Genomic DNA, 9,258 nt, shown 5'->3' on the forward strand with positions numbered 1-9,258 from the left:
GACCACGCCAGCCGCAGCACAATACAAAGCAGCACCGCGACGAAGAAGACGAATGCCCAGATTCCGCCCGCAATCCGTTTCATGGAGAGAGTGCCGCTGGTGGTGTGGTGTGTTTTTTTCATGGGATGGCTCGTTGGGGCAGACGATTATTTTATAGCGATACACCACCTAACCCGGTCAGGCGGCGCAACGCCGTACAGGGCTTTGTGAGGATTGCTATATCTCCCGCCACAAAAAAAGGAAGGCCTTACGCCTTCCTTTTTCTCGCCGGGGCAAAGATTATTTCTTCGCCGGGGCGGCTTCTTTTTTCATCGGATCAACCGGCGGAGCGGCTTTTTCACCACCTGCCATCGGACCCGGAGCTTTGACTTGCTCCATCAGGTCGTTGTTCCATTCGCCATCAACCTTGAACTGGGAGACCGCGCCAAGGTTGAACGCTTCGATCAGGTTGTGCGAGAGGTAGGCGTACACGCCCGGCTGTTTGAAGGTGTACATCGCGGCGCCTGCGGAGCCGGCGGCAATCACCCAGGTTTCCAGATCCTGTGCGGGCGGATCGGCGAGATTGCCGCGTTCCCAGACGTATTCGCCGTGGCCACCGATGAGGTGCGGGTAGGACTGACGGTTGGCCTGGGAGTGGTAAATCATCACGGTGTCGCCGACTTTCGCTTTCATCGCGTTGTCGCCGGTGAGCTGCCCCTTGCTTTCGCCGAAGACGATGTGGGTCGGGATGAGTTTGTCCATCACTTCCTTGTCATCAGCGAAGGAGGCGGACGGGTTGTCGTAGCGTTTGTATTTGCCGTCTTTGTCTTTCGGGATGTAGTAATCCTGTTCGCCGATGTAGAAGGCCTTGTCGTAGTGCAGCTTGTTGCCGTTCTTGTCCTTGATGCCGTCTTTCGGAATAACGAGGATTGCGCCGTTCATGCCGTGCACCAAGTGCCACGGAATCATCGCGCCGCCCGGGGCGCAGTGGTAGATGAACACGCCCGGCTTGATGGCCTTGAAGCGCAGTACCACTTCCTGACCCGGGGCGACGTGGGTCAGGTCGCCGCCGCCGAGGGCGCCGGTGGAGGCGTGGAAGTCAATGTTGTGGATGAGCTGGTTTTTGCTGTCGTTTTTCAGGGTCAGCTCGACGTAGTCGCCTTCGTGGACGACAATCATCGGCCCCGGCACGGTGTTGTTGAAGGCAAACGCCCACATGAACACGCCCGGCTCGACTTCGATTTCTTTTTCGTGGATGGTCATTTCCACTTCGACGATGCGCGGTTTGGCGGGCGCTTCCAGTGTGTGTTCCGGCACACCGGGCGGGTCAACCAGTACCTGTTTGACACGTTCCAGTTTGTCCAGTCCCTCTGGCTGCACACCGACCTTGTAGCCTTCAAGGCCGCCGGTATGCGCTGCGCCTTCTGCGGCGAAGCTGGCGGGGGCAGCGATGACCATGGATGCTGCAATGGAGAGGGATAACCAAGTTTTTCGCATAAAGCGCTCCTTATGTTTACGTTGCGGGTTAGTAAAAATTTTTTAAGATTATAGGGAAGGTACGGGGGCGTCGGCTTGACCTGCATCAAATAGTGCAAAAAAATGTGAATTACTGTGGATGGTGTGAAAACGCGCAACCCTGCGGCGTTTGCCTGCATTTTCCATTATGATTGCCGCCTTTTTCGCACAAGGAACGACCATGCCCGACAAAACCCTCACCCGCCGCGAACGTAGCCAAATCGCCGCCTGCGACGCCGCCGGATTGCGCATCCTGCTGGTGGCGCAGGAAAACGCGCTACGGATGCTGCGCTACCTTGCCGAATGGCTGCGCCAGGGCGGGGCGACGGGCGCCAGCGAACGCCTCGCCGCCTTTACCCGCGAACTGGACGCCGCGCCCTCGCACCGCGCGCTGATTGGCGCACACATCCACGGCTGGCTGCAAAACCTGCACCTCTACGCCAGCCTCGTCAGCGTCGGCATCTTCGCCCGCACCGGCATCGTCCACGAAACCGCAACCCTGCTCTACGACCGCTGGAACCCGCTCCCCGTGGACGAAAGCCAACTGCAAGACGTGCTCGACAGCGTCTTCAACGGCAGCCGCGACCTCGACTGGCTCACCGCCATCGCGCCGCGCCAATGGCTCAGCCTCTTCGCCCGCCTCAGCGAAAACGACGAACAGCGTGGCCGCACCCGCCGCCTCATGCGCGAAGAAAGCACCTACGCGCTGGAAATGCTCGCGATACGTCTCAGCGCCGAAGACCTCGCGCCCGACCTCATCCGTCTCGACAAACGCCTGCTGGAGCTGGACTCGCCCTTCGTCGCCCTTGAGCGCGAACTGGCGCGGCTCATCACCAGCTGGCGCGACCATCCGGATGACGCCACCGACGCGGCGACGCTGGCGCAGGCGCACGTCCTCATCGACCAGGCGCGACAACAACTGCACCACTTGAACAGCCGCGCCATCGCCTCCGGCAGCTCGCTTGCCACCGCCCACCTGCTCGAACGTCTCGCACAAAGCCTCGACCGCCTCGAAGCGCTGCTCGCCGTGCTCACCGCCGAAAGCCCGGAAAGTGAAGCGCGACACTGGCTGGCGCTCCTGAACCAGCTCATCGAAAACGGCCTGCGTCGCCGCAACATCCGCCACCTCTGGCACCGCAGCGCCTACCTCTTGAGCCAATCCATCACCCAGCACAAAAGCGCGCACGGCGAACACTACATCGCACGCGGCTGGCAAGAATACCGGCGGATGTACGCCAGCGCCGCCGGGGCGGGCGTCATCATCGCGCTGATGGCGCTGCTCAAAATCAAACTCGCCAGCGCCGTCCCCAGCTACAACGCCTACATCCTGCTCTCAAGCCTCGACTACGGCATCGGCTTCGTCCTCATCTACCTCTGCCACTGCACCGTCGCCACCAAACAACCGGCAATGACCGCCGCGCGCATGGCAGAAGCCATCGAACAAACCCAACAAGGCCGCGCCGGGGCGCGCAAACTGGCGCAACTGCTCATCGACGTGAACCGCTCACAAAGCATCGCCGTTTTGGGCAATTTGAGCCTCGCCATGCTCACCGCCGTGCTGCTCAGCCTGCTGTGGGCGGACAAAAGCGGCGCGCCGCTGCTCGACCACCACAGCGCCGAACACCAAATGGCGGCGCTTTCGATGCCGTCGGCGCTGTTCTATGCGGCGATTGCCGCCGTCTGGCTCTTCTGCTCCGGCATCATCGCCGGCTACTACGACAACCGCGCCCAATACCTGCGCCTGCGCGAACGGCTGCGCGTGAACCCCTTGCTGCGCCGCCTGCTGCGCGAACCCGCCCGCGCCCGCTTTGCCGACTTCGTCCACGACCACCTCGGCGCGCTGGCCAGCAACTTCCTCTTCGGCGTGCTGCTCGGCATCACCCCGTGGATTGGCAAAACACTGGAACTGCCGCTGGACATCCGCCACATCGCCTTCTCCTCGGCCAACCTCGCCTACGCCACCGCCAGCCACCCGGCGGGCATCGGCACCTTCCTCTATGGCTTCCTTGCCGTCATCGCCATCGGCCTCGTCAACCTCTGGGTCAGCTTCGCCCTCGCCTTGCGCGTCGCCCTGCGCGCCAGAGACGCCCGCTTCCCGCCGCTGCGCCAGTTCATCAGCGTGCTGCGCGAAGAAATCCGCCGCGAGCCGCGTGCATTGTTTTTGCCACGCCGCGCGGCGAGTGGCGACAGCGGGGCAGGAAAGGCGCAGCCGTAGGGCGGGTTAGGGACTGTTTACAATTCGGCGGATAAGCCCCTCTCTCGCTGCGGGTTTCGCCCTGCGGAGGAGGGAGGTCTAAATTGTAAACAACCCTCGTGTGCCGTGCGTAACCCGGCCTCCGCCGTGGCCTGTGCAAGCGCCACCCTCCCGCCCCGCCAGCAGTCGCTATAATTCGCGGCTGTTTTTTTTGTGGAGGAAGGTAATGCGTCCTTTGGTGAAGGTGATTGATGTGGCGGCGCTGCGGCACAACGTGCGGACGTTGCGCCAGCAGGCGGGGGCGGCGGAGTTGGTCGCGGTGGTGAAGGCCGATGCTTACGGGCATGGCGTGGCGGCGGTGTTGCCCGCGCTCGCCGATGTCGATGGCTTTGCCGTCGCCTCTGTTGATGAAGCGTTGCAACTGCGTCAGCTCGGCGCGGTCAAGCCCATTTTGCTGCTGGAAGGGATTTTCGGCGCGGATGAGGCGGCGCTCTGCGCGCAGTATGGCTTCGTGCCGTGCGTGCATTCGCCGGAGCAACTGGCGTGGTTGCGTGGCGTTGCCGGGATTTCGGCGTGGGTTAAGGTGGATTCGGGGATGCACCGCCTCGGTTTTGCGGTAGCGGATGCCGCAAGCTGGTTGCCGCAGGTGCTCTCGCTCAAGCAGGTGCGCTGGCTCGGCGTCGCCTCGCATTTTGCCTGCGCCGATGCGGATGATTGGGCGGACGCGCGCGCGCAGTTGGCGCGGCTGGATGCGCTCGCCTTGCCGGACGGCTGGCGGCGCTGTTTTGCCAATTCGGCGGCGCTGTTTGTCTTGCCGGAGGCGCGGGCGGATGTGGTGCGCGCCGGGTTGGCGCTGTACGGGATGTCGCCCTTTGTCGATGGTGATGCGGCGCGGCTGGGCTTGCGCCCGGTGTTGTCGCTGCAAACCCAGGTGCTGGCGGTGCGGCGGCTGGAGGCGGGCGATTTTGCCGGGTACAGCCACGGTTTTCAGGCGCAAACGGCGGGTAATCTCGCAACCATCGCGCTGGGCTATGGCGACGGTTTTCCGCGCGCGATTGTGAGCGGCGCGGTGCAGCTGTTGCTCAACGGCAAGCGTTATCCGCTGGTCGGCCGGGTGGCGATGGATATGGCGCTGCTCTGGCTGGGCGAGGATACGGCGGCGGTTGGCGATGCGGTGCTGGTCTTCGGCGACGGCAATCCGGCGGAGCGGGTTGCAGCGCAGGCGGGGACGATTCCCTACACTTTGACGACGATGCTGACGGCGCGGGTGCGCGCGGAGGTGGTCGATGGCTAAGGCGAAATCGCGTTTTGTCTGCCGCGATTGTGGCGCGGTCTATCCGAAGTGGCAGGGGCAATGCCACGAGTGCGGCGCGTGGAATACGCTGGAGGAGGAAGCCGCGCCGGTCGCACCGCCGCGTGCGGGCAAGGGCGGCGGTTATGCCGGTGTCGCCGCCGGGCAGGTGCAGCGGCTGGATGCGGTGGAGTTGCAGGCGGAAACGCTGGTGCCGAGCGGCATCAGCGAGTTTGACCGGGTGCTGGGCGGCGGGCTGGTGCGCGGCAGCGTGGTGCTGATTGGCGGCGACCCCGGCATCGGCAAGTCGACGCTGTTGTTGCAGACGGTGCATCATTTGGCGCAGTCGATGCCGTGTTTGTATGTCAGCGGCGAGGAGTCGCCACGCCAGATTGGTCTGCGCGCGGAGCGGCTCGGTCTCGCCCGCGAACGCATTGTGCTGTTCAGCGAGACGCAGATTGAGCGCATTTTGGCGACGGCGGAGGTGGAGAAACCGGCGGTGCTGGTGGTCGATTCGATTCAGACGCTCTACAGCGAGGCGCTTTCTGCCGCGCCGGGCGCAGTCAGCCAGTTGCGCGAGTGCGCGGCGCAGTTGGTGCGTTTTGCCAAATTGAGCGGCACCACGGTCTTTCTCATCGGCCACGTTACCAAGGAAGGCGCGATTGCCGGGCCGCGCGTGCTGGAGCATATGGTTGATACGGTGCTGTATTTTGAGAGCGAGGCGGGCAGCCGCTTCCGTATGCTGCGCGCGGTGAAGAACCGCTTTGGCCCGGTCAATGAGCTGGGGATGTTCGCCATGCTGGAAAACGGGCTGAAGCCGGTGAGCAATCCGTCGGCGATTTTCCTCTCGCGCCCGGACGGGCAGCAGCCCGGCAGCGCCGTTTTCCCGGTGTGGGAGGGTTCGCGCGCGCTCCTGGTCGAGGTGCAGGCGCTGGTCGATGGCGGCGGCGGTGGCTATGCGCGCCGCACCGCGCTCGGTTTTGACAGCGGGCGGCTGGCAATGCTGCTCGCGGTGTTGCACCGCCACGGCGGCGTCTCGCTGCACGATATGGACGTCTATGTGAACGTCGTCGGCGGCCTGAAAATCAGCGAACCGGCGGCGGATTTGGCGGTGTTGGCAGCGGCGCATTCCAGCCTGCGCGGCGTCGCCATTCCGCGCGACGTGGTCGTCATGGGCGAAGTCGGTCTCGCCGGGGAATTGCGCCCGGTCGCCAACGGCGAAGCGCGGCTGAAGGCGGCGCAGCAGCACGGCTTCAAACAGGCGATTCTGCCCGAAGGCAACAGGCCGCGCGGCTCTGCTACAATGCGCGGCCTGAAAATTCATGCGGTTGCGACCCTCGCCGCCGCGCTTGACGTACTCACATCCCTGTAAGGAGGAAACCATGAGTGAAGCCGTAAAACTGGCCGTGTTCCCGGTCGCCGGATTTGGCACCCGCTTTCTCCCCGCCACCAAGGCGACGCCGAAAGAAATGCTGCCCGTCGTCGACAAGCCCTTGATTCAATACGCGGTCGAAGAAGCCTACGAAGCGGGCATCCGCAACATGATCTTCGTCACCGGGCGCAACAAATGGGCGATTACCGAACACTACGACGTCGCCTACGAACTGGAAAACGAACTGGAACAGCGCGGCAAAAAAGACTTCCTGCAACTGGTGCGCAGCATCAAGCCGCGCGACATGAGCGTTACCTACATCCGCCAGGAAATGGCGATGGGGCTGGGGCACGCCGTCCTCTGCGCGCAGCCCATCGTGCGTGACCGCCCCTTTGCCATCCTGCTCGCCGACGACCTCGTCATCAACGAAGGCAAGTCCGTCATGCGGCAAATGGTAGAAGTCTTTGAAAAACACCAGCAGGGCGTGCTGGGCGTGATGGACGTGCCGCGCGAAGACACCAAACGCTACGGCATCATCACCGAAGGCGCGGCGCTCTCCGACCAGATTGTCACCGTCGATGCCATCGTCGAAAAACCCGACCCGGCGACCGCACCTTCCACCCAAGCCGTTATCGGCCGCTACATCCTGCCTGGCTACATCATGCAGCTTTTGCAAAACACGCCGAAAGGCGCGGGCGGCGAAATCCAGCTGACGGATGCCATCAGCGCGCTCATCAAGGAGCGCACCGTGCTTGCCTACCGCTTTGACGGCAAACGCTACGACTGCGGCGACAAACTCGGCTACCTCGAAGCCAACGTCGAACTCGGCCTGCGCCACCCCGAACTGGGCGAAGGCTTCCGCGAATACCTGAAGCATCTGGAGCTGTGAAAGCCACACCTGCTTCCTTGAACCGGAATCCCCTCCCCTGCGCAGCGGGGGAGGGGGTAAAAATACCGCGAAGCAACACCAACAGTGGCCATTCACCGCAATACAACACTACAAAACCACGCCCGCGAACTGCGCCAAAACATGACAGACGCCGAGCGGCGCTTGTGGCGATACCTGCGGGCGGGACGATTTCACAACATCAAATTCCGCCGCCAATATGCCATTGGACACTACATCGTGGACTTTGTCGCGGTCGAAACCGGACTCATCATAGAACTGGACGGCGGACAACACGCCACGCAACAAACATACGACCAGCAAAGAACCGAATTTTTACAAAAACAGGGATACCGGGTGCTGCGTTTCTGGAATCACGACGTATTACAGCGGACAGAAACCGTACTGGCAGAAATCCTGAAACATTGCCAAAAAAGCGCATTTTGATTTTGAAATTGACACTGCGCTTCGCATACACCCCCTCCCCGGCCCTCCCCCGCTGCGCAGGGGAGGGAGCTTAAAAGCCAATGTCTTTTGAGTACCGGGAAGATTGATAGCAAACCTGCCCCGTCTCGTCCCGATTGCTGTCAGGACAGAACCCAAATCCCCCTCCCCTGCGCAGCGGGGGAGGGTTGGGGAGGGGGTGTAAACATACCGCGCAGCGACAAAACCGGCACAAACGCAAAAAGATTCCTGCCATTTACCGCCTGCGTCCAGGAGTATAAACCCCCAAAGCGACGTCGCTTCGCCACATACCGCCCGCAAAAACCGCAAATCCCCTCCATGCCCACATCCGCCGCCGTCCTCCTCATCAACCTCGGCTCGCCCGAAGCGCCGACCAAAAAAGCACTGCGCCCCTACCTCAACCAATTCCTCTCCGACCGCCGCGTCATCGACCTGCCGCGCTGGCAATGGCTGCCCATCCTGCACGGCATCGTCCTCAACACCCGCCCGAAGCGCTCCGCCCACGCCTACCGCCAAATCTGGCAAGAAGACGGCGCGCCGCTGATTGCCATCACCGCGCGGCAAACCGTCGCCCTGCGTAGCAACCTCGCCGTCCGTGGCCTCGGCCATATCCACGTGGCAAGCGCCATGCGCTACGGCCAGCCGTCCATCAAAAGCGCCCTGCGCGACCTCGCCGCGCGTGGTGTCGAAAAACTGCTCATCGTGCCGATGTACCCGCAATACAGCGACGCCACCACTGCCAGCGTCTTCGACGGCGTCGCCCAGGCGTTAAAAAAGCAGCGCGGCATCCCCGAACTGCGCCTGGTGCGCGACTGGCACACCCACCCGCGCTACATCGCAGCGCTTGCCGACAGCATCCGCCGCCACACCCTCGCCCACGGCTCCGCCGAACAACTGCTCTTTTCCTTCCACGGCCTGCCCGCGCGCTACGCCGCCGAAGGCGACCCCTACCCGCGCCAGTGCGAAGCCACCGTCGCCGCCGTTGCCGAAACCCTGCAACTGCCTGCCGAGCGCTACCGCCTCGTCTATCAGTCGCGCTTTGGCAACGAACCCTGGCTGCGCCCCTACGCCGACGAAACCATCCGCGCCCTCGCCGAAAGCGGCTGCCAAAACCTCCGCGTCATCTGCCCTGGCTTCGCCGCCGACTGCCTCGAAACCCTCGAAGAAATGGCGATGACCAACCGCGCCCTGTTCCTGCAACACGGCGGCAGGCACTACGACTACATCCCGGCGCTCAACGACGACCCGGCGCACATCGAATTGCTTGCCGATCTCGTCGTGCAGCACACGCAGGGGTGGTAATGCCCCCTGGTGGAGGGGAGAAGCAGAGACGACAAGCAAAGCGCTCGTTTACATCCACTATCCCGGCATCTGCGCGGTGAACCGCTCCAAAAACTCAGAGGGTATCCATCCCGTGAGAAAAAATACCCCCTGAAGGAAAAAGCGTATAGGACAAAATGGATGTTCAAAAACGCCGTAGCCTTAAGGACCGGGTGGTGTCCTAAAATGTATGCTGCCTCAAACAAATCCGTAGTTGATATAGAAAAATCCGATGG

General features: G+C 62.6%; 7 protein-coding genes. 6 read left to right on the forward strand and 1 reads right to left on the reverse strand.

Going from position 1 to position 9,258, the window contains the following annotated elements; translation table 11 throughout:
• Positions 1–279 precede the first annotated feature (279 nt).
• A complete protein-coding gene (nirK, locus tag Q0349_RS08275) occupies positions 280–1,476 on the reverse strand; it encodes a copper-containing nitrite reductase (RefSeq protein WP_298080395.1) in 1,197 nt (398 codons plus the stop codon).
• Positions 1,477–1,675: 199 nt separating this feature from the next.
• Between nirK and Q0349_RS08280 the strand changes: the two genes are divergently transcribed.
• The 6 genes from Q0349_RS08280 (at position 1,676) to hemH (ending at position 9,004) form a co-directional block, all read left to right on the forward strand.
• The gene (locus tag Q0349_RS08280; protein ID WP_298080396.1) at positions 1,676–3,709 is read left to right on the forward strand and encodes a recombinase; all 2,034 of its coding nucleotides are present in this window, start codon (positions 1,676–1,678) and stop codon (positions 3,707–3,709) included.
• Between the two features lie 205 nt (positions 3,710–3,914).
• Positions 3,915–4,982: an alanine racemase gene (alr, locus tag Q0349_RS08285; protein WP_298080397.1), complete on the forward strand. Its 1,068-nt coding sequence runs from the start codon at positions 3,915–3,917 to the stop codon at positions 4,980–4,982.
• The gene (gene radA / locus Q0349_RS08290) at positions 4,975–6,351 is read left to right on the forward strand and encodes a DNA repair protein RadA (RefSeq protein ID WP_298080398.1); all 1,377 of its coding nucleotides are present in this window, start codon (positions 4,975–4,977) and stop codon (positions 6,349–6,351) included. Before alr ends, radA begins: the two co-directional genes overlap by 8 nt.
• 10 nt (positions 6,352–6,361) lie before the next feature.
• Positions 6,362–7,240 carry a UTP--glucose-1-phosphate uridylyltransferase GalU gene (galU, locus tag Q0349_RS08295; protein WP_298080399.1) on the forward strand — a complete coding sequence of 293 codons (879 nt, stop codon included), beginning with the start codon at positions 6,362–6,364 and terminating at the stop codon, positions 7,238–7,240.
• Positions 7,241–7,324: 84 nt separating this feature from the next.
• Entirely contained in the window at positions 7,325–7,684 is a 360-nt protein-coding gene (locus Q0349_RS08300; RefSeq protein WP_298080400.1) for an endonuclease domain-containing protein, read from the forward strand.
• Positions 7,685–8,020: 336 nt separating this feature from the next.
• Complete coding sequence (hemH, locus tag Q0349_RS08305; RefSeq protein ID WP_298080401.1) at positions 8,021–9,004, forward strand: ferrochelatase; 984 nt, start codon at positions 8,021–8,023, stop codon at positions 9,002–9,004.
• The last annotated feature ends 254 nt before the right edge of the window (positions 9,005–9,258 follow it).

It is taken from the genome of uncultured Cardiobacterium sp. (genome assembly GCF_938028185.1).
Taxonomy (GTDB): domain Bacteria; phylum Pseudomonadota; class Gammaproteobacteria; order Cardiobacteriales; family Cardiobacteriaceae; genus Cardiobacterium.